19 protein-coding genes are annotated in these 19,173 nt (G+C 63.2%); 13 read left to right on the plus strand and 6 right to left on the minus strand.

What is annotated here, in order from left to right; genetic code table 11:
- Positions 1–15: 15 nt before the first annotated feature.
- From cobO to CJ178_RS02185, 7 genes are all read left to right on the plus strand, one after another.
- Entirely contained in the window at positions 16–630 is a 615-nt protein-coding gene (gene cobO / locus CJ178_RS02155; protein ID WP_033234930.1) for a cob(I)yrinic acid a,c-diamide adenosyltransferase, read from the plus strand.
- A complete protein-coding gene (locus tag CJ178_RS02160) occupies positions 624–2,000 on the plus strand; it encodes a cobyrinate a,c-diamide synthase (protein ID WP_095886011.1) in 1,377 nt (458 codons plus the stop codon). The genes cobO and CJ178_RS02160 overlap by 7 nt, the downstream gene beginning before the upstream one ends.
- Positions 1,993–2,433, plus strand: coding sequence for a cobalamin biosynthesis protein (locus CJ178_RS02165; RefSeq protein ID WP_095886012.1), 441 nt, complete (start codon positions 1,993–1,995; stop codon positions 2,431–2,433). Before CJ178_RS02160 ends, CJ178_RS02165 begins: the two co-directional genes overlap by 8 nt.
- Positions 2,430–3,656, plus strand: a complete 1,227-nt coding sequence (gene cobA, locus CJ178_RS02170; RefSeq protein WP_095886013.1) for a uroporphyrinogen-III C-methyltransferase — start codon at positions 2,430–2,432, stop codon at positions 3,654–3,656. The genes CJ178_RS02165 and cobA overlap by 4 nt, the downstream gene beginning before the upstream one ends.
- Positions 3,657–3,667: 11 nt before the next feature.
- Positions 3,668–5,179 (plus strand): MFS transporter, encoded by a 1,512-nt coding sequence (locus tag CJ178_RS02175; protein WP_095886014.1) that lies wholly within the window; start codon positions 3,668–3,670, stop codon positions 5,177–5,179.
- 79 nt (positions 5,180–5,258) lie between these two features.
- The gene (locus CJ178_RS02180; RefSeq protein WP_033234926.1) at positions 5,259–5,687 is read left to right on the plus strand and encodes a CBS domain-containing protein; all 429 of its coding nucleotides are present in this window, start codon (positions 5,259–5,261) and stop codon (positions 5,685–5,687) included.
- A gap of 35 nt (positions 5,688–5,722) precedes the next feature.
- Positions 5,723–7,231 carry a protein adenylyltransferase SelO gene (locus CJ178_RS02185; protein ID WP_179300708.1) on the plus strand — a complete coding sequence of 503 codons (1,509 nt, stop codon included), beginning with the start codon at positions 5,723–5,725 and terminating at the stop codon, positions 7,229–7,231.
- A gap of 73 nt (positions 7,232–7,304) precedes the next feature.
- Here the strand turns inward: CJ178_RS02185 and CJ178_RS02190 are convergent, their stop codons facing one another.
- Together CJ178_RS02190 and yaaA are read right to left on the minus strand one after the other, a co-directional pair.
- On the minus strand, positions 7,305–8,171 hold the full coding sequence (locus CJ178_RS02190; RefSeq protein WP_045067943.1) for an AraC family transcriptional regulator: 867 nt from the start codon (positions 8,169–8,171) through the stop codon (positions 7,305–7,307).
- Between the two features lie 175 nt (positions 8,172–8,346).
- Positions 8,347–9,090, minus strand: coding sequence for a peroxide stress protein YaaA (gene yaaA / locus CJ178_RS02195; RefSeq protein WP_045067279.1), 744 nt, complete (start codon positions 9,088–9,090; stop codon positions 8,347–8,349).
- A gap of 55 nt (positions 9,091–9,145) precedes the next feature.
- Between yaaA and CJ178_RS02200 the strand changes: the two genes are divergently transcribed.
- The 5 genes from CJ178_RS02200 to CJ178_RS02220 all read left to right on the plus strand — a co-directional run bounded on the left by CJ178_RS02200 (position 9,146) and on the right by CJ178_RS02220 (position 14,889).
- Entirely contained in the window at positions 9,146–10,891 is a 1,746-nt protein-coding gene (locus tag CJ178_RS02200; RefSeq protein ID WP_095886016.1) for a proline--tRNA ligase, read from the plus strand.
- Positions 10,892–10,970: 79 nt separating this feature from the next.
- Positions 10,971–11,642 carry an O-methyltransferase gene (locus CJ178_RS02205; protein WP_033234922.1) on the plus strand — a complete coding sequence of 224 codons (672 nt, stop codon included), beginning with the start codon at positions 10,971–10,973 and terminating at the stop codon, positions 11,640–11,642.
- 22 nt (positions 11,643–11,664) lie between these two features.
- The gene (locus CJ178_RS02210) at positions 11,665–12,324 is read left to right on the plus strand and encodes a rhomboid-like protein (protein WP_033234921.1); all 660 of its coding nucleotides are present in this window, start codon (positions 11,665–11,667) and stop codon (positions 12,322–12,324) included.
- A gap of 58 nt (positions 12,325–12,382) precedes the next feature.
- Positions 12,383–14,113 (plus strand): acyl-CoA dehydrogenase family protein, encoded by a 1,731-nt coding sequence (locus CJ178_RS02215; protein ID WP_095886017.1) that lies wholly within the window; start codon positions 12,383–12,385, stop codon positions 14,111–14,113.
- The gene (locus CJ178_RS02220) at positions 14,110–14,889 is read left to right on the plus strand and encodes a nuclear transport factor 2 family protein (protein ID WP_095886018.1); all 780 of its coding nucleotides are present in this window, start codon (positions 14,110–14,112) and stop codon (positions 14,887–14,889) included. Before CJ178_RS02215 ends, CJ178_RS02220 begins: the two co-directional genes overlap by 4 nt.
- A 53-nt stretch (positions 14,890–14,942) precedes the next feature.
- On the opposite strand, the gene CJ178_RS02225 is transcribed toward CJ178_RS02220, so the two are convergent.
- Positions 14,943–15,368, minus strand: coding sequence for a pyridoxamine 5'-phosphate oxidase family protein (locus tag CJ178_RS02225; protein ID WP_095886019.1), 426 nt, complete (start codon positions 15,366–15,368; stop codon positions 14,943–14,945).
- A gap of 50 nt (positions 15,369–15,418) precedes the next feature.
- Positions 15,419–16,819: an aminotransferase-like domain-containing protein gene (locus CJ178_RS02230; RefSeq protein WP_095886020.1), complete on the minus strand. Its 1,401-nt coding sequence runs from the start codon at positions 16,817–16,819 to the stop codon at positions 15,419–15,421.
- Here CJ178_RS02230 and CJ178_RS02235 point away from each other — a divergent pair.
- Entirely contained in the window at positions 16,818–17,810 is a 993-nt protein-coding gene (locus CJ178_RS02235) for a DMT family transporter (RefSeq protein ID WP_095886021.1), read from the plus strand. The two genes, CJ178_RS02230 and CJ178_RS02235, sit on opposite strands and share 2 nt — an antisense overlap.
- On the opposite strand, the gene CJ178_RS02240 is transcribed toward CJ178_RS02235, so the two are convergent.
- Both CJ178_RS02240 and CJ178_RS02245 read right to left on the minus strand, forming a co-directional pair.
- The gene (locus tag CJ178_RS02240) at positions 17,772–18,602 is read right to left on the minus strand and encodes an SDR family NAD(P)-dependent oxidoreductase (protein ID WP_045067289.1); all 831 of its coding nucleotides are present in this window, start codon (positions 18,600–18,602) and stop codon (positions 17,772–17,774) included. The two genes, CJ178_RS02235 and CJ178_RS02240, sit on opposite strands and share 39 nt — an antisense overlap.
- Positions 18,599–19,096: a nuclear transport factor 2 family protein gene (locus tag CJ178_RS02245; RefSeq protein ID WP_095887790.1), complete on the minus strand. Its 498-nt coding sequence runs from the start codon at positions 19,094–19,096 to the stop codon at positions 18,599–18,601. The genes CJ178_RS02240 and CJ178_RS02245 overlap by 4 nt, the downstream gene beginning before the upstream one ends.
- Between the last annotated feature and the right edge of the window lie 77 nt (positions 19,097–19,173).

A 19,173-nucleotide genomic window follows, 5' to 3' on the forward strand; every position in this document is an offset into this window, starting at 1 on the left:
TTTCAGGAGATCACCATGCCTAAAGGCGTACCCGACACTGTCCCCGACGACGGATTGACCACACGTCAGCGTCGTAACGCACCGGTGCTTGCCGTCCACACCGGACCGGGAAAGGGCAAGTCCACCGCAGCATTCGGGATGGCGCTGCGTGCTTGGAACCAGGGATTCGACATCGGCGTCTTCCAGTTCGTGAAGAGCGCAAAGTGGAAAGTCGGCGAGGAAGCCGCCTTCCGCGCACTCGGAAACCTGCACGACGAGAGTGGCGTCGGCGGTCCGGTGCAGTGGCACAAGATGGGTGAGGGCTGGTCGTGGACTCGTAAAGCGGGTAGCGAGGAAGACCATGCGGCAGCAGCTGCGGAGGGATGGCAGGAGATCGCCCGTCGCCTCGCCGACGAAACGCACCGCTTCTACGTCCTCGACGAGTTCACCTATCCGCTCAAGTGGGGCTGGGTCGACGTCGACGAGGTTGTGCAGACCCTGCGTGATCGGCCGGGAAATCAGCATGTGGTGATCACCGGCCGGGACGCGCCGCAGGCGTTGATCGACGCAGCCGACCTGGTGACCGAGATGACCAAGATCAAGCACCCGATGGACGCCGGCCGAAAGGGCCAGCGAGGCATCGAATGGTGAGTTCGTCCACTCCCGCCGTTGTCATCGCCGCACCCGCATCGGGTAGCGGAAAGACCACGGTGGCAACGGGATTGATCGGTGCACTCCGGCGATCCGGCAGCAGTGTTGCACCGTTCAAGGTGGGTCCGGATTACATCGACCCGGGCTATCACGGACTTGCGGCGGGAAGGCCAGGACGCAATCTCGACACAGTGCTCGTCGGCGAAGAACGCATCGCTCCGCTCTATCAGCACGGCACCGCCGACTGCGATATCGCGGTGGTCGAAGGCGTCATGGGCCTCTTCGACGGCAAGATCGACGAAGCCAATGCGCAGGCATCCGCAGAAGGGTCGACGGCGCAGGTGGCCGCGGTTCTGGGCGCACCGGTTGTTCTGGTCATCGACGCTCGCGGCCACAGCCAGAGCCTGGCCGCCGTGTTGCACGGCTTTGCCACCTACGACGCGAGTGTGCGGATCGGCGGCGTCATCCTCAACCGCGTCGGCAGCGCCCGGCACGAGCAGGTTCTGCGCCACGCGTGCGACAAAGTGGGGATACCGGTACTCGGGGTTGTTCCGCGCCTGGCCGAATTGGAAGTGCCGTCGCGTCACCTGGGGTTGATTCCGGCTGCCGAGCACGGCACCGCGGCAGTCGCCGCGGTGGACGCGATGTCGGAGTTGATCGCAACTCACGTCGATCTCGGCGCGGTGCGCGCCTTGGCCGCATCGAATGTTGTTGCACCTGTGTGGGATCCAGTGCAGGACGTGGGGGAGCATCGCAGCTCGCGGCCCGTGGTGGCGATGGCTGGCGGGCCTGCCTTCACCTTCGGGTACGCCGAACATCGTGAACTTCTCACTGCCGCAGGCGCGGACGTGCAGGTCTTCGATCCGCTGCGCGACGAATTGCCGTCCGGTACTGCCGCGTTGGTCCTTCCCGGCGGATTCCCGGAGGAGCATGCCGTTGACCTCGCGTCGAATACTGTTCTGCTGGCGCAGGTTCGAGAGCTGGCCGACGGCGGAGCACCGATCCACGCCGAGTGCGCGGGACTGCTCTACCTCGCCCGCAGCCTCGACGGTCATGCCATGGCCGGAGTTGTCGGCGTCGACGCCGTTTTCGGTAAACGACTCACACTCGGTTATCGGGAGGCGGTGGCGTTGACGGACTCGAGTCTCTTTGCGGCGGGTTCGCGTGTCGCCGGGCACGAATTTCACCGAACGTCCCTCGTCAGCGCCGACGCCGACGGGTGCGCAACCGCGTGGGGTTGGCGACCGTGGGACGGCGGCGCAGTGCGCGAGGGATTTGTCCGCGGTGGAGTTCACGCGTCGTATCTCCACACACACCCGGCGGGTCAGCCCGAGTCGATCGCCACCTTTGTCGAGGCCGCGCGTGGCTGAGGTCTATGTCGGACTCGGGTTCACTACATCTGCCTCTGCTGTCGAGATCGTCGACGCCGTGCGAGGGATATTGCCGCAGGGCGCGACGCTCGTTGGTCTTGCCACCGCCGCGGTCAAAGCCTCCGCCCCGGCGCTGATCGACGCCGCGCAGATCCTGTCAGTCGATGTCGCGGCGTTCACGTCGGAAGAACTTGCAGCCGTGCCCGTTCCATCACCGTCAACGCGCGTAGAGCAGGCTGTCGGCACTGCGAGCGTTGCCGAGGCGGCAGCGATCCTGGCTACCGGTCACGGACAGTTGACAGTAGGTAAGACCTCGACCGGTGCGGTGACAGTAGCCGTGGCCAGTAAAGTTCCCCCAGCGAGCGCAGGTTTTCCAGCGCGCACAGCTTTTCCAGCGAGCACAAAGATCGACGATGAAATGGAGTGCGAGTGAGCGAGCCCACCGCAGACGAGACCAACTACCTGGTCGGACTCAACCTGACCGATCGACGCGTTGTCGTATTCGGCGGCGGGACGGTCGCTCAGCGCCGCCTCGGCCTGCTGGTCGCGTCGGGCGCAGCAGTTCACGTCATCAGCCGCGAGGTCACGCCGGCAGTCGAGGGCATGGCAACGGCAGGGCAGATCACACTCGAGCTGCGTCCGTACCAGGAGGGTGACCTCGAGGGTGCCTGGTACGCAATTGCGTCGACCGACGAGCCGGAGACCAATGCGGCAATCGTCGCGGAGGCCGAGCGTCATCGAGTCTTCTGCGTGCGCGCCGACAATGCCAAGCACGGCACTGCAGTCACACCCGCAAGTGCCGAGTACGACGGTATGAGCATCGGAGTCCTGGCCGGCGGCGATCATCGTCGTTCGGCAGCTGTCCGTACCGCTGTGGTCGAAGGTCTGCAGTCCGGTGTCCTCGCGGATACGGCCGAACCGGCGGCGCCTGGCGTTGCACTGGTCGGCGGTGGGCCAGGTGACCCGGATCTGATCACGGTGCGCGGTCGACGGTTGCTGGCCCGCGCCGACGTTGTTGTTGCCGACCGCCTGGCGCCGCCGGAGTTGCTGGCTGAGCTCGGTCCCGACGTCGAGGTCATCGACGCCGCGAAGATTCCTTACGGCCGGGCCATGGCGCAGGAAGCCATCAACGCGGCGCTGATCGACAACGCGAAGGCCGGAAAGTTCGTCGTGCGGCTCAAGGGCGGCGACCCCTACGTCTTCGGTCGTGGCTACGAAGAACTCGAAGCGTGTGCCGCAGCCGGTGTTCCGGTGACCGTAGTGCCCGGAATCACGAGCGCGATTTCGGTACCGTCGGCAGCCGGCATTCCTGTCACGCATCGCGGCGTCACCCACGAGTTTGTCGTCGTGAGTGGGCACGTTGCTCCGGATCATCCGGATTCGCTGGTCGACTGGTCGGCTTTGGCGAAGCTGCGCGGCACGATCGTGCTGCTCATGGCCGTCGAACGCATCGATCAGTTCGCGGCTGCACTCATCGAGGGTGGGCGTGCCGCGAGCACTCCGGTCACGGTGATCCAGGAGGGCACACTGCGTACGCAGCGTGAGGTGCGGGCCGATCTGGCGACCGTTGCTCAGCGCGTCAAGGACGAAGAGATCAAGCCCCCGGCCATCATCGTGATCGGACCGGTGGCGGGCTTTTCCGTCAACGCTGGGTAACGTGAAGTCTTGTGTCTGATTCCCCAAAATCTGAAACCGCTCAATCCGCGGCCCCAGCGGTCAATGCGCCGGTAGCGACCCGAGTCATCGGACTCGCCATCATCGTCCTGAGCGGTTTGCAGATGATGGTGGTGCTCGACGGCACCGTCGCCAACCTTGCGCTTGCGCCGCTTCAGGCTGATCTCGGCCTCAGTGACAGCGGCCGGAACTGGGTGCTGACGTCGTATGCCCTGGCGTTCGGCGGGCTGATGTTGCTCGGTGGGCGACTCGGTGACGCGTACGGCCGCAAGAAAATGTTCATCGCGGGCGTCACGCTCTTCACCGTGGCGTCGTTGCTGTGTGGTCTTGCGTTGAACGAGGGCATGCTGATCGCCGCGCGGGCACTACAAGGTGTTGGCGCGGCCGTCGCATCGCCGACGGCTTTTGCTCTGGTTGCCACGACGTTTGCGGCCGGACCGGCGAGAAATCAGGCCATCGCGATTTTTGCCGCCATGACCGGTGTCGGTTCGATCGCGGGTCTGATCATCGGCGGCGCGTTGACCGAGGTGTCATGGCGGCTGATCTTCCTCATCAACGTCCCCATCGGAATCGTGCTCGTGGGGATGGCATTCCGGGCACTTCGTGAAACAACGCAGACTCGGCTTGCTCTGGATGTTCCCGGCGCAATTCTGGCCACGCTCGGCTGCACTGGCATCGTCTTCGCATTGACCGAGGGGCCGGAAATGGGCTGGGGGAGCGTCGCCGTTATCGGTGCGTTGGTCGCCGGACTGATCGCTCTCGGAGCATTCCTCTTCGTCGAACGCACCGCCAAGAATCCGTTGCTCCCGTTCTCGTTGTTCGCCGACCGGAACCGCGTTGCGACCTTCCTGGCGATCTTCTTCGTCGGTGGTGCGATGTTCAGTATGACCGCGTTTGTTGCGCTCTTCGTGCAGGACATCATGGAGTACTCGCCGCTGCGCGCAGGTTTGGCGTTCATTCCGTTTGCCATCGGACTAGGTGCCGCAGCAACGGTCGCGTCGAAGTTGGCGGTACGTGTCCAACCTCGCTGGCTGGTTCTGACCGGTGTGCTGATCATGATCGTCGGACTTCTCTACGGTTCCACCCTCGACTCCAGTTCCACCTACCTCGCCAATCTTTTTGTCCCCGTCATCGGCATCGGATTCGGTATCGGACTGGCGATGGTGCCGCTGCCACTGTGCGCGATCGCCGGTGTTCCCGAGACGGAGATCGGCCCGTTGACCGCCATTTCCCAGGTCGCCCAGACGCTTGGCGGCCCACTCGCGCTGTCGGTCATCGGCGCGATGGCGACGTCGAAAACTCTCTCGCTCGGCGGTATTTCGGGCAAGGCTGCCGACATGAATCCGGCCCAGCTGATTGCCCTCGGAGAGGGGTACACCTTTGCGCTTGTCGGCTGCGCGATCTGCGCGGTACTTGCCGGCATTGCGGCCGCGTGCATCAGATTCACCCCGGCCCAGGTAGCACAGGCGCAGGCAGCGGAGAAGGCAGCTCAGGGAATTAGCTGATCAGCCCTGTTTTTGTGCGTCGCAACTGGATACGATCGTTGCAAGAGGGCCGAGATTCTCGAAGGATCGGAGTGCCGTGATGCGGATCGCGGATATCTTGCGCAACAAGGGCAACAGCATTGTCACCATCGACGCCCACACCACCGTCAACGCGTTGCTGTGCGATCTTGCCCGCCACAACATCGGCGCCATGGTCGTTCTGGACGGCGACGCTGTTGTCGGAATCATCTCCGAGCGCGATGTCGTGCGGCGTTTGCACGAGCGGGGTCCGGAATTGCTGGCCACGGAAGTGTCCGAGGTGATGACAGCGTTGATGTACACGTGCGTGCCTGCTGATTCCGTGGACAGCATTGCCGCGATCATGACCGATCGCCGAATCCGCCATTTGCCCGTCATCGAAGACGGCGAACTGCTCGGAATCGTCAGCATCGGTGACGTGGTCAAGAGCCGGATCGACGAGTTGCAGAGCGAGCGCGATCACCTCGAGTCGTACATCGACCAGGGCTGATCGATGGGCTGTCTCACGGTGGCTACTCTCGTGTGATGGCTGCAATCCAGGATTCCACGGCAGGCACGGACACCACCGTTGCCGGCCTCGAGAGCACGTTCGCCGACGAGCTTGGCGCTTTGACGGTGCCGTGGCAAGGTACTGCCGCACCTGACCCGCAGTTGCTCGTGGTGAACGAGAGGCTGGCTGCATCGTTGCGCTTGGACGTGGAAGTGCTGCGAAGTGTGGACGGGGTTGGCGTCCTGTCCGGGTCGGCGATGCCGGTCGGGGCAAAACCGGTGGCGATGGCGTATGCGGGTCATCAGTTCGGTGGATACGCACCAATCCTCGGGGACGGTCGGGCGTTGCTACTCGGTGAACTGTTGACCGGTGACGGTCGGCGAGTGGACCTGCATCTCAAGGGCTCGGGGCGCACGCCGTTCTCTCGGGGCGGTGACGGGTATGCAGTTGTCGGGCCGATGCTGCGCGAATATCTGGTCAGTGAGGCGATGTATGCCCTCGGTGTCCCCACTACACGCGCGCTGTCTGTCGTGGCGACGGGCCGGGACGTTCGCCGCAACGGCGCAGAACCCGGTGCCGTGCTTGCACGGATCGCGTCGAGTCACCTACGCGTTGGGACCTTCGAGTTCGCGGCCCGGCAGGGCGAGGTCTTGCAGTCGCTCGCCGATTACGCGATCGCCCGGCACTACCCGGAGCTGACCGAACTGCCGGCAACGGTTACACACAATCGCTACCTGAGGTTCCTCGAGGGGGTGGTCGAGGCGCAGGCGTCACTGGTGGCGCGGTGGATGCTCATCGGTTTTGTACACGGAGTGATGAACACCGACAACACGACAATTTCGGGGGAGACCATCGATTACGGTCCGTGCGCCTTCCTTGACGCGTTCGATCCGGCGGCAGTGTTCAGCTCGATCGACAGCAGCGGCCGCTACGCGTTCGGCAATCAGCCCGCCGTCTTGAAGTGGAATCTGGCGCGCTTCGCGGAAACACTGTTGCCGCTGATCGATTCCACACCCGACGATGCGATTACCGCGGCGTCGGCAGTTCTCGACACCTTCGACGAGCGTTACGAGGGCCACTACGCGGTCGGGATGGCGGCAAAGCTCGGTCTAGCCCACCCGATTGTCGATCGGGCGCTTGTCGACGATCTGCTGACATTGTTGGCGGAACACGGTGCTGATTGGACGGGCAGTTTCCGTGCTCTCGCGGACGAACTGCGCGTAAATTCCGCGCGCCTCGACGACCTCGTGCCACGGGATCACATCGCGCCCTGGTTGCAGCGGTGGCACGGCGCCCTGACGGAACAGGGACGCGCGGCGGTGGAGACCGCGAGCGCGATGGATCGCGTCAACCCGCTATATATTCCGCGTAATCATCAGCTCGATGCTGCTCTGTCTGCCGCGACCGACGGCGACCTCGTTCCCTTCGAGAAGATGCTCGAGGTTGTCACGCATCCGTTCGACCGACGCGACGAGTGGTCCGACTACGCCGAGGCGGCTCCGCAGTCTTTCAGCGAAACGTTCCAAACCTTCTGTGGCACTTGATTTATGATCGAGCGCCGCCAGCACAAGGTGAAATTCGGGCCCGCCAGCACCTCACTGCCGGCGGGCCGCTTGATCACGCGCGTTCCACCGGGAACCACAGCTCGCACGTGGCCGTACTGAAATCATCGGCGCGGTCGAGAACTGCGACGATCGACGGACCCGGCCGGAGTCGCCACGGGTTCGACGGAAACCAGTCCGTCGCGGTCGCTGCCCAGGTCGCCTGCAACGCAGCCGGATACTCGCCCTCGGTGCGGAACACCGCCCACCTACCGGCGGGAACCTCGATCGTGTCGAGATCGTCGGGCACCGGCGTCGTGTCGGTGACGGCGACGCCGTGCAGGTAGGTCAACTCGCTTCCCTCGGTGTAATCCGGGTCGACGTCGGCGCTCACTTGGAGCAGGCCGGCCGGTTCGGTGTTGCCCAGCGCTTTGAGGCGGGCGTGCTCTGCAGTCGGCAGAGAAGCGATGTGGGCTTGGATGTGGGGGTTGACGCCCTCGTGGATGAGGGGCACGCGCGTGGCGTGGCCGACGAGGCGGAGCGCCGGTCGATCGGTGATGCGGGTATCCATGGTGATGTTCCCTTCTACGGTCAGGCGGAACCTGAGCTGCGGTTGCGTTCGAAGGGGGCCGCCATCTCGCTTGACGTCGCCGGGGCTGACGCCGTGCACGGATCGGAATGCTCGGCCGAAGGCTTCGGTCGACCCGTAGCCGTAGCGGACCGCGATGCTCAGCAGGTTCCCGTTTCCGAGAACGTCTGCCGCTGCGACCGACATGCGGCGACGCCGGATGTACTCCGACAGCGGCATGCCTGCCAGGGACGAGAACATCCGCCGGAGGTGGTATTCCGTCGTGCCGAGCTCAGTCGCCAATGAAGCCACATCGAGGTCGTCGTTCAGACGATCCTCGACGAGTTCGACCAGTCTGTTCAACTCCGCGATCATGGCGCCTCCTTCGACACCCACACTTCCGGGTCGTCCCGATCGGCACCCTACTATCGCGGTCCGATCGGATCGTCTTCGTACGCGCAGTCGTCCTCCGACATTCCGTCTTCAGAAGTGCTGTGCACAAACCGTCCAGCTGACTTTGCGGTGCAGGGTTGATCGGCTGGTGAAGTCATCAATCCGTCAGGATGATCAATTCGCGGTCCGATGCGATTTCCACGCGCAGGCCCGCCTTCGATGCGACTCGGGCAACTCCCTTGATGTCGCTGGGTTCGGCGCGCGAGACCACCAGGGCGCGCGCGAGCAGACCCTTGTGATGCTTGTTGAAGTGACTGACCACGGTGCGACTGCCGTCCGGCTTCTCGGTGAGGACCGTTGCGATCAAGGCGTCCGGAACAGGTCCGAGGTCTTGGTACGTGCCGGATCGTAGGTCGATGACAAGGCCGTCGGCTTCGGCGGCCAAGGCCTTCGGCAGCTCCGGCTTCCACAGCGAGCGCAGCGTCCCCATCCCCGGCAGCTTGGACCCGCCGGAGAGGCGGTAGGCGGGAATCAGATCACCTGCGCGGACGGCACCGAACAGGGCAGAACCGATAGCGATTCGATCCAGTGCCTTGGCCTTCTGAGCGCGCGTGAACGACTTCGCGTCAAGGGCATCGAACAGCACACCGGTGTAGCGCTGCAGCGCGGGGCGGGTTGCCGAGACCCACAGTTTCGCGTTGCGTTCCACCTCGTCCGCCTGGGTCGGTCCGAGCCCCAGCGCCTGGCACGAGGCGTCGACATCGGCGGCTAGATCGACGAGCGTCTGCACCAGCAATTCGCGCGTTTCGGTCAACTGGGGCATCGACAGTTCAGCCAGATCGAGGGGCGCGTCCTTGCCGCCGTCGGACTTGGTTTCTGAGGGAGGCAGCAATACAAGCACCCCGATACCGTACCGACGCCCGCGGACGGTACAGCGCCGACTATCCTTGTACCTCGTGATTACCCGTCTGTCCCACCTGTTCCTGCGTACCCTGCGTGACGATCCCTCGGACGCCGAAGTTGCGAGCCACAAACTGCTGGTTCGCGCCGGCTACGTGCGCCGAATCGCTCCAGGCGTCTACTCGTGGTTGCCACTGGGATTGCGGGTGCTGCGCGAGGTCGAGCGCGTTGTCCGCGAAGAGATGAATGCCATGGGCGGCCAGGAAATCCTGCTCCCCGCATTGCTGCCGCGTGAACCCTACGAGGCATCCAACCGGTGGACCGAATACGGCGCCGGACTGTTCCGCCTCAAGGACCGCAAGGGCAACGACTACATGCTCGGCCCGACCCACGAGGAGCTCTTTGCTCTGACGGTCAAGGGTGAGTACAACTCCTACAAGGATTTCCCGGTCACTCTGTACCAGGTACAGACCAAGTACCGCGACGAAGAGCGTCCGCGCGCCGGCATTCTGCGTGGCCGCGAGTTCGTCATGAAGGACTCGTACTCCTTCGACCTCACCGACGAGGGTCTGACGGCGTCGTACCAAGCTCACCGCGACGCGTACGAGAAGATCTTCACGCGGTTGGGCGTCAAGTACGTCATCGTCTCGGCTACGTCGGGCGCGATGGGCGGCAGCGCATCCGAGGAGTTCCTCGCCGAGAGTGAGATCGGCGAAGACACCTACGTGCGCTGCCTCGAATCCGGTTACGCCGCAAATGTCGAGGCCGTCAAGACGGTTGTGCCCGAGGCTATTCCGTTCGACGGTCTGCCTGAGGCCAAGGTCTACGACACCGCGAACACCCCCACCATCGACACCCTGGTGGACTGGGCGAACGGTGCCGACCTCGGCCGCACGATCACCGCTGCCGACACCCTCAAGAACATCATGGTCAAGACCCGCCTGCCCGGCGGCGAATGGGAACTTCTCGGCATCGGCATCCCCGGCGACCGTGAGGTCGACGAAAAGCGCCTCGAAGCTTCGCTCGAGCCCGCCGAGTTCGTGATGATCACCGAGACCGACTTCAAGAACAACCCGTTCCTGGCCAAGGGCTACATCGGCCCGAAGGCACTGCAGGCCAACGGTGTTCGTTACCTTGTTGATCCGCGCGTCGTGGATGGCACCAGCTGGATCACCGGCGCCGACGAAGACGGCAAGCACGTTGTCGGCCTTGTTGCCGGTCGCGACTTCATACCCGACGGAACCATCGAAGCCGCCGAGGTTCGCGACGGCGACGCATCTCCCGACGGAGCCGGCACGCTGGTCTCGGCCCGCGGTATCGAAATCGGTCACGTCTTCCAGCTCGGCCGCAAGTACACCGATGTGTTCAACGTCGACGTCCTCGCCGAGAACGGCAAGCCGGTTCGCCCGACCATGGGTTCGTACGGCGTCGGCGTCTCGCGCCTCGTGGCCGTCATCGCCGAGCAGCACCACGACGAGAAGGGCCTGCGTTGGCCCGCTGAGGTCTCACCGGCCGACGTCTACCTCGTCATCGCGAACAAGGACGAGACCGCTCGCGAAGGCGCCGAAGGCCTCGCGGCGCAACTCGACCGTGCCGGACTCGAAGTGATCCTCGACGACCGCAAGGCATCGCCCGGCGTGAAGTTCAAGGACTCCGAGCTGATCGGTGTTCCGCTGATCGTTGTCGTCGGCCGTGGTTGGGCCGACGGTAAGGTCGAAATCCGCGACCGCTTCACCGGCGAAAGCCGCGAAATCGACGCCGATTCGGCAATCGAGGAGATCATCGCCGCAGTTCGCGGCTGATCCCAGAAGATGTGCGGGCCGCCGCAGACACTGTTCGAGGTGTCTGCGGCGGCCCTTCTTTTCTGCCACAATCGTGGCTATGGAACGCGAACCGGATTGGGCAGAAGTCGACGGTTACCTTGTCTCCACGTTGGTAGGTGAAGATCCGGTCCTCGATGCGGCACTCGCCGCCAACACCGCGGCCGGCCTGCCGCCTATCGACGTAGCGCCGAACCAAGGCAAGTTGCTCCATCTGTTTGCTCGAATGTGCCTGGCGCGCAACGTCCTCGAAATCGGAACCCTCGGCGGGTACAGCACCATCTGGTTGGCCCGCGCCGTCGGACCGTCGGGACGCGTCATCAGTCTCGAATTCGAGCCGGCACACGCCGAGGTAGCGCGCGCCAACATCGAACGCGCCGAACTCGCCGATCGGGTCGACATCCGCGTCGGCGCTGCCCTCGACAGCCTCCCGTTGATCGCGAAAGAAGAACTCGGTCCCTTCGACCTGGTGTTCATCGACGCGGACAAGGAAAACAACAGCGAATACGTCCGGTGGGCCCTTGCGCTGTCCCACCCGGGAACCGTCATCGTCGTCGACAACGTCGTGCGTGGGGGACACGTCTCGAATCCGGACATCGACGACGAGCGAGTCAAGGCCAGTCGTGCCGTCCTCGAGATGATCGCGGCCGAACCGCGACTCGACGGCACCGCGATCCAGACTGTCGGATCGAAAGGGTGGGACGGGTTCGCCGTTGCAGTAGTCAACGAGTGAGCGCACACTCGAAGCGGTGAGGATGCTGGGGGCAGCAAAGGCGGTATGGCAGTGGGTGCGGAGCGCACCCGGGACGTATATCTGGTTGTTGGCCCTGCTCTTCACCACACTGTTCCTGCGGCATCTTCCCGACAATGTCGAGGAACACTTTCTCGGTAAACGCTCCACTAATCTGCATCACCTCTCCGAAGACCCGATCCGCGTCCTGTTCTCGAGTGCCTTCTGGCTCGAAGGTGGTGGCTGGCTGGGGTATTTGGTTCTGTTCACTGTTTTTCATGCCACGGCAGAGCGCTGGCTCGGGACGTGGCGGTGGTTGTGCGTTGTCGTGATCGCGCACGTCGGCGCCACCTACATCAGTGAAGGTGTTCTCTACGAAGGCATTCGGCACGGATATGTCGCAGAGTCGGCGGTCAACACTCTCGACGTCGGGGTCAGCTACGGATTGGCCGGTGTCGTCGGTGTTCTCGTGTACCGGATTTCGAAGCCCTGGCGTTACGTCTACCTCGGCGCAGCAGTGATTTTCTATGCGGTGCCGTTGATCTTTGCTACGACATTTACTGCGGTCGGGCACATGTCGGCGTTACTTCTCGGAGTGGCGTGTTATCCGCTGACGCGGGCTCGGACGGGGGTGTGGAATCCGGCGGATCTATTGCCGTCGCGGAGGACCGCGCCGGCTTCGTGAACTCTTCCCAACCTAAGTTACTCACTGGTAGGTTTACGGCATCGACGAAAGGTATGACGTGTCTGACACCGACGGATTGCTGTTCAACCCCCACACCGAAGATTTTGCCCGTTTTGATCCCGAGACTCGCAGGCTGCTGCTGGCAACAGTCGAATGGTTCGAAAGCCGTGGCAAGAATCAGCTCCTGCATGACGATCTCGAAGCTGTTTGGGTGTCGGACTTCCTCGACTTCGTCAAGAAGGAGAAGTTGTTCGCGACATTCCAGACTCCGGCGGCCTACGCCGACGGCGACGAGAACCGTCGCTGGGACGGTGCCCGCAATGCGGCACTGAGTGAGGTCTTCGGCTTTTACGGACTCGCGTACTGGTACGCGTGGCAGGTCACGATCCTCGGACTCGGACCGATCTGGATGAGTGACAACGACGCCGCAAAGAAGCGTGCAGCGCAGGAACTCGCCGACGGCGGAGTCATGGCGTTCGGACTCTCCGAGCGCGACCATGGCGCCGACGTCTACTCCACCGACATGCTTCTCACTCCGGCCGACGGCGACGTTGCCTTCCGGGCCAGCGGTGAGAAGTACTACATCGGCAACGGCAACGTCGCCGGAATGGTGTCGGTATTCGGCCGTCGCACCGATGTCGACGGACCCGAGGGGTACGTGTTCTTCGTTGCGGACAGCGCGCACCCGAACTACCACCTCGTCGACAACGTCCTCCGTGGTCAGATGTACGTCAGCAACTTCCGGTTGGAGGACTACCCGGTCCGCGAGGAAGACATCCTGCACACCGGTGTCGCGGCGTTCGAGGCAGCGCTCAACACCGTGAACGTCGGAAAGTTCAACCTCTGCACCGGTTCGATCGGAATCAGCGAGCACGCGTTCTTCGAGGCAATCACCCACGCGCAGAACCGAATTCTGTACGGAAATCCCGTCACCGACTTCGCTCACGTCCGAGCGGCGTTTGTCGACGCGTACTCCCGGCTGGTTGCGATGAAGCAGTTCAGCGCGCGGGCTGTCGACTACTTCCGCAGTGCGAGTCTCGATGACCGTCGCTACCTTCTGTTCAACCCGATGACCAAGGCCAAGGTCACCTCAGAAGGTGAGCGCGTTGTCGGACTTCTGCACGACGTGATTGCTGCCAAGGGCTACGAGAAGTCCACGTACTTCCGCGAAGCCGCGCAGGTGATCGGCACACTGCCCAAGCTCGAAGGCACCGTTCACGTCAATGTCGGCTTGATCCTCAAGTTCTTGCCGAACTACCTCTTCAATCCGGCAGAGTTCCCGGAGATTGTCACGCGCGACGACGCTGCGGACGACGAGTTCTTCTGGAATCAGGGACCGACTCGCGGCGCCGCGAAAATTCAGTTCCACGAGTGGAAGCCGGTGTACGAGAAGCACTCCGGTATCCCGAATGTCGCTCGTTTCTACGAGCAGGCGATCGCGTTGACCGAACTGCTGACGTCGGCGGCCCCGGACGCGGCGCAGCAAAAGGATCTCGATTTCATGCTCAACGTCGGGCACCTGTTCTCGCTCGTCGTGTACGGGCATCTGATCCTCGAGCAGGCCGAAATCGCCGGACTCGACGCCGATGTCGTGGATCAGATCTTCGACTTCCAGATTCGCGATTTCTCCGGCTATGCGATTGCGCTGCACGGGAAACCGTCGTCGACACCGGAACAGCAAGCTTGGGCGCTCGCAGCTGTGCGCAAACCCCTCGTAGACAGTGAGCGCTTCGACCGCGTGTGGCAGCAGGTCAAGGCCTACGACGGCGCGTACGAGATGCGCGCATGAGCGCGGTGGCAACCCGCGATCAGTTGATGGCGGTAGTCGAGGGATCTCCCAAAGCTGTCGGCGCACACGATCGTTCGGCGTGGGTCTCGCTGTTCAGCTCGGATGGTCAGGTCAACGATCCGGTTGGTTCGCGCCCGCACAACGGGCGGGCGTCGATCGAGAAGTTCTACGACACATTCATCGCCCCGAATACCATCACGTTCCATGTCGAGCGCGACATAGTGTGTGGCCGAACAGTGTGGCGCGACCTCAGCCTCGCCACCGAAATGTCGACGGGCGTTGTACTGAACGTGCCGATGCATCTGCGCTACGACCTGGTCGGCGAGCCGGATTCGTTGCAGATCGGAACCCTCTACGCCCATTGGGAATTGGCGACCATGTTGAGTCAGCTTGCCACCGCGGGCGCAGCAGGCGTCAAGGCTGCGGCCAAGCTCACGCCGCAGTTGCTGTCCAACCAGGGGATCGGGGGAGCGATTGGCTTCTCCAGCGGCATCCTCGGGGTCGGGTCCAAGGGCAAGCGGGCGGCAACACGATTCCTCGACGCCGCAAAGGTCGGCCGGATTCCGCCCATTCCGGTCGAGCTTCCGGCGGGCACGAACCTGTCTACCGCAGACGCCAACGATCTTCTGACTGGCGTGAGCGGGGGCAAGGTCCTCGCTGCCGGCCGCACGGTCACGGCAAGCGTTGTCGTCTGCGGTGAACCGGCCATCGCGCTCTTCGGATTCGAGCCCTCGGGGCATCGGATCAACCGGGTGCGGTTCTTCACCGAGAGCTGACGTCATTGGCTCGGCGCACCGATACCGGCGCGCCGAGCCTGCGTCGTCTGTGTTTAGAGAGCGCCGAGATCGGCGGACAGCCAGGTGTGCGGATTCATGTGGATCGCGACTTGCTCACCCAGTTGAGAGCGGGCAAAGTCGAGATATCCGTCAACCTTGTCCGGGGTCAAATATCGCCGCGATACTTCGACCAGCATCTCATCGGTTCCTGGCACGATTTTGTCGACGGAACCTTCGACGCTCACATAGCGGATGGTCGGCTCGAGTCGTTGAGCCATGAGGGAGAAGTGCCCAGCAGACTCTATGAGCTGGGCCTTTTTCGATCCTTTTCCCGTGAGAATCCAGGGGCTGCCACCTGGTGAGTAGAGATACCAGATGGGGACTGTCAACGGACCGCGCTCGGAATTGTTCGCCACCGACAGCGCTGCTACGTGCGGCTCGGCCAGAAACTGTTCACGCTCATTCTCGGAGAGTGCCATCACCTGAGACTACAGCGGTGTTCGACAGGCTGGCCAGCGTTGTGGCGCCCTCATTTCGGGACGAGTTGAGCGGCCAGGATCCGGGCGGCTTCCTCGAAACGATCTGGATGTGAACCGCCGAAGTTCAGACGAATGTATGCGGCGGTTGGTTCCGCCGGAAACCACTCGGCCCCAGGGGAAATCGAGAGGCCGTGCGTGAGGCACCTGGTTGCAAACGTTTCGGAATCGAAACCCTCAGGCAGGCGAAGCCATAAGTTGAGACCACCGGCGGGTTTGTGGGTGAGCGTGAGTTCCGGTGCATGAGTATCCAATTCGCGGATCAGATGGTCACGCCGTTCGCGCAGTAGTTCGCGAACGTTTCGCCGATGAGTAACCCACGAAGGTTGGGTGAGGACGTCGACCGCCGCAGCTTGGAGAATCCCGGAAACGTACAGGTCATCGATGGTGCGATCGGTTTCGATTCGTCGTCGCGCCGGACCGCGTGCAACAACGGCCGCGACCCGTAGTGCCGGAGACGTGCTCTTGGTGAGCGACCGGACGTAGATCACGTGACCGTCGGGGTCGTTCGCAGCCAGGGGAGTGACGTCCTTGTCTATTCCGAAATCGTGCGCCCAGTCGTCTTCGATCATGAATACGCCGTGATCACGCACGACCTTCATGATCGATTGCCTCTCAGCGTCCGACCAGAGTGCTCCGGTTGGGTTGGCAAAATGTGGTTGCGCATAGAACAAGCGCGCCCCGGAGAGTTCGAACGCGCTGGCAAGATCATCCGGATCCGGCGCGTGCGTCCCGCGGGCGACGGGCACAACGGTCAGCCCGGCCTGTTTGGCTGCTGCGATGGCACCCCAGTACGTGGGCGACTCCATCACGATGGCATCGCCGGGACCTGCAAGCGCGCGGAACGTCGAAGACAGTGCGCTCTGCCCACCCGGTGTGATCAGGACGTCGGAATCGCGCACCGTGGTAGCGCCGCCCGTGGTGAGCTCGTGGGCGAACCACTCGCGGAGTTCTCCAAGCCCTGCGGTGTGCGGTCGACGTGCCGCATGTGAGCTCCGCGCAGCCCTCGACAGTGCTCCGCGGATCTGACGAAGGGGAAGCAACTCGTCCGTTGGGTAGCCGCTGTGCAGCGAGATCGTGTCTGCCGTAACCGTGAGCATGCTTGATCCGATGGGATTGGCGTCGACCCGGCTCGGCCCGAGACTGGTTGTCTGCCAAGAATAGTCGGATATCTGAGGCGTTCGCGTGCGGGCGACGAAATTTCCCGAACCTGGGCGGGTTTCAACCAGGCCTTCACCCACGAGTTGGCGGATTGCGTGCTGCACAGTGACAGGCCCCACGCCGTGCGTTGCGGCCAGCGCCCGAGTGGAGGGGAGTTGCATTCCGGCGGTCGACGACGTGATCAGCGTGCGTAAGCCGTCGACTACCCGTCGGCTACTGCTATCGTGGGACATGAATGACAATAGTAGCGCTATCGTGAACGAATCGGCACCGCTATCGGGTCGGTGGTGGGGGCTCTTGGGAGTTCTGGCGTTTTCGTTCACGGTTCCACTGACCAGAATCGCAGTCGCTGACCTTGATCCGTTGTTCATCGGCGCCGGCCGGGCTGTAGTGGCGGGAGGGTTGGCGACGATTGCGCTGCTGGCTTCGCGCGCCGCCATTCCCAGCCTTCGGCAATGGGCACGGATTGCCCTTGTCACCATCGGAGTCGTTCTCGGGTTCCCTCTACTCACCACGTTTGCAGTGCAAACATCACCGGCCAGTCATGCCGCCGTCGTGATCGGGCTATTGCCTGCCGCGACGGCCGTACTGGCCGTAGTTCGGGGGAAAGAACGGCCGAGTCAGGCATTTTGGTGGGCGAGTGCGGCCGGCGCGATATCGGTGGCAGTGTTCGTCGCATGTGCAGGCGGCGGACTCGGTTCGTTCCACCTCGCCGATCTTCTGCTCGTCGGGGCAGTGATCTGTGCTGCTCTCGGGTACTCCGAAGGAGCGTTGCTGGCCCGCGAAATCGGATCATGGCAGACAATCGCCTGGGCGTTGATTCTCGCACTGCCCGTTACGGCCACCATGACCGTTGTGTCGGTGGTGAATACGCCCGTCCACGCCGACGCCAATTCATGGCTCGCGTTTGCCTACCTCGGTGCCATCAGCATGTTTCTCGGTTTCTTCCCCTGGTACCGAGGCCTGGCGATGGGGCCGATCTCCACAGTCAGTCAGACGCAGCTGGTTCAACCGGTTCTCAGCATCGCGTGGTCGGCCTTGATCCTGGGCGAGGAATTGTCGCTGTCCATCGTCGCGGGCGGCATCGTGGTGATCGGCTGCGCGTGGCTTGCGCTCAAGGCGCGCGTAGCGGCGCCGGGCACCGCGAGGGTGCGCGACGCCGCTACGGCGTCCGGTGTGCGTGGCTCAGAAGAGCGGGCCGCCACCGAATGCAGCACGATGTGACGCCGGCTGCTTGCCGTTGGCGTCGGTGATTCCGTAGTCGAGTGCAGTTTCCGCGGTGATCAGCGTGTGCCCGCTGCGGGAGTTGACGTCGGGATCGTTGGCCAGTGCCGTGATGACCTGCCCGACGAACTCCGGGGTTTCCGCTTCGGCGAGGGAGAAGCCCTCGAAGCTCTCCATTCCGCTGGCTTCCATTCGCTCGTTGCGAATCAAACCGAGCCAGAAGGACAGTGCGGTGACTCCGGTTCCTTTCAACTCGACGGCCATGTCCGCGGCCATCTTGTCGAGGCCGGTCTTCGACATTCCGTACAGCACCGAGTGCAGGTATCCGCGGCTGCCGAACGACGAGATATGGCCGATGACACCGCTTCCGCGCGGGACCATCAACTTTGCGGCTTCCACGGACGCGACGTAATGCGCGCGCAAACCGATCCCGATCAGGGAGTCCCAGTCGGCGACGGGGCGCTTCCAGAACGGATCCGTGAAACCTGCGTAGCCGGCAGGGTTGGCCCACACGTTGTTGACGAGGAGATCGAGACGCCCGGACTGCTCGTCGGCAATGCGGGCAAAGAGATCAACGATTTGCTGATCATCGCTGTGATCACACTGCACGGCGATTCCCCGGCCACCACGCTCGGTGATCTCCGCAGCTGCAGCGTCGAGTGGGCTGTTGGTGCCGACTTCACCGCGCGCGGTCACATACACGGTCCAGCCGTCGCTGCCCAGCGCCAACGCGATTCCTTTGCCGACACTGCGACTCGCGCCGGTTACCAGTGCAACTTTTGATCCAGTCATTCTTGGCTCCCCACTGATCCCTCGGCGAGGACGGTCTCGGCTGACAGGGGAGTGGTCATCGACCACGTCTCCGTGAAGTGGCAGCGACTCATCTTCCACGCCCCGTCCTCGATCACATACGCGTCTTCGTATTCGCCCGTCATCAATTTCTGAGTCCGAGCGACGGTGTCGATCTGGCGGAACTGCAGCGTCCATCGTCCGAGCGCGGAAGTCTCCGAAGTTATTTCGATATCGGGGTGAAGTCCGTGGTGCATGTCGAGGACCGCGTAGTGGCCGTCGACTTTGCGCAGGGCGACTGCAGTGAAGATGTCGGCCATCGGGCCCGCGTCGTCGAATGCTCCCAGCTGGCCGTAGTCGATGGACGCGCCGCTCTTGATGAAACTGTTGCGGAACGCGACCGGGTCCTTGGCATCACAGGCGCGCCAGTAGTTGTACTTGAGCTTTTTGATCTCTTCGATCTGCTCGAGGGCGTCGATGCGTTGTGCAAGATCCAACGTCGGTCCTTTTCGTCCGGTTTTACGTGATGTGTCGGAACCCGACTCTATGGTGCGTTCCATCACACATGTGACGT

Source organism: Rhodococcus sp. ACPA4 (assembly GCF_002300185.1).
Taxonomy (GTDB): domain Bacteria; phylum Actinomycetota; class Actinomycetes; order Mycobacteriales; family Mycobacteriaceae; genus Rhodococcus_F; species Rhodococcus_F globerula.

Excerpts from the sequence above, each read along its gene's own strand:
- CJ178_RS02225 (WP_095886019.1), bottom strand. The coding sequence starts at position 15,368 with ATGGCACTCTCCGAGAATGAGCGTGAACAGTTTCTGGCCGAGCCGCAC.
- CJ178_RS02180 (WP_033234926.1), top strand. The coding sequence starts at position 5,259 with ATGCGGATCGCGGATATCTTGCGCAACAAGGGCAACAGCATTGTCACC.
- CJ178_RS02210 (WP_033234921.1), top strand. The coding sequence starts at position 11,665 with ATGCTGGGGGCAGCAAAGGCGGTATGGCAGTGGGTGCGGAGCGCACCC.
- CJ178_RS02230 (WP_095886020.1), bottom strand. The coding sequence starts at position 16,819 with ATGTCCCACGATAGCAGTAGCCGACGGGTAGTCGACGGCTTACGCACG.
- cobO (WP_033234930.1), top strand. The coding sequence starts at position 16 with ATGCCTAAAGGCGTACCCGACACTGTCCCCGACGACGGATTGACCACA.
- CJ178_RS02185 (WP_179300708.1), top strand. The coding sequence starts at position 5,723 with ATGGCTGCAATCCAGGATTCCACGGCAGGCACGGACACCACCGTTGCC.
- CJ178_RS02240 (WP_045067289.1), bottom strand. The coding sequence starts at position 18,602 with ATGACTGGATCAAAAGTTGCACTGGTAACCGGCGCGAGTCGCAGTGTC.
- CJ178_RS02205 (WP_033234922.1), top strand. The coding sequence starts at position 10,971 with ATGGAACGCGAACCGGATTGGGCAGAAGTCGACGGTTACCTTGTCTCC.
- CJ178_RS02220 (WP_095886018.1), top strand. The coding sequence starts at position 14,110 with ATGAGCGCGGTGGCAACCCGCGATCAGTTGATGGCGGTAGTCGAGGGA.
- CJ178_RS02190 (WP_045067943.1), bottom strand. The coding sequence starts at position 8,171 with ATGATCGCGGAGTTGAACAGACTGGTCGAACTCGTCGAGGATCGTCTG.
- CJ178_RS02160 (WP_095886011.1), top strand. The coding sequence starts at position 624 with ATGGTGAGTTCGTCCACTCCCGCCGTTGTCATCGCCGCACCCGCATCG.
- CJ178_RS02235 (WP_095886021.1), top strand. The coding sequence starts at position 16,818 with ATGAATGACAATAGTAGCGCTATCGTGAACGAATCGGCACCGCTATCG.